Genomic DNA, 463 nt, shown 5'->3' on the forward strand with positions numbered 1-463 from the left:
CCTCGAGGTTTGTCAGCTGCGATAGCTGGGTTTCCAACTCCAGCCGCATGGTGGCGAGCTGTTGCATCTGGACATTCAGATCCTCGGCCATGTGCTCGAGTTGGGCTACGAGCTGGCCAAGCGCTGAGCCGTCAAAGGTCGGCACACCCTGGGCCGTTGCGGGCGAAGAAAACCCGAGTGTGGTGACCGCAGCCACGGTCAGGAGAAGCTGTCTCATTCGGGAACTCCCATCTGCATGAAGTCGCGCTCGGCTAGTCGGTCGGCGACGAGGTGCTGCGCATAGGCCGCCTCGCGTTGCTGGTTCGCGGCCATCAGCCGGACGCGAAGATTGAGGATGCGGCCGATCTCGGCCTTGGCGTAGGTGTTGAGCTCCCAGGCCGCCTTGGCATTGGGTTGCGCGTCGATCTGCAGGATGATCGCGCGCAGGCGATTGATGACCTGCTCTGTGGTGGCGGAACTGTCG

General features: G+C 62.9%; 2 pseudogenes. Both read right to left on the reverse strand.

Annotated features, from left to right (window positions below):
• Positions 1-217, reverse strand: a pseudogene (locus tag A3764_RS02030) (type IV secretion system protein); the annotation flags it as partial.
• A pseudogene (locus A3764_RS02035) lies at positions 214-463 on the reverse strand (lytic transglycosylase domain-containing protein); the annotation flags it as partial. The pseudogenes A3764_RS02030 and A3764_RS02035, both read right to left, overlap by 4 nt.

The organism is Sulfitobacter sp. HI0129, assembly GCF_001635395.1.
Lineage (GTDB): Bacteria > Pseudomonadota > Alphaproteobacteria > Rhodobacterales > Rhodobacteraceae > Sulfitobacter.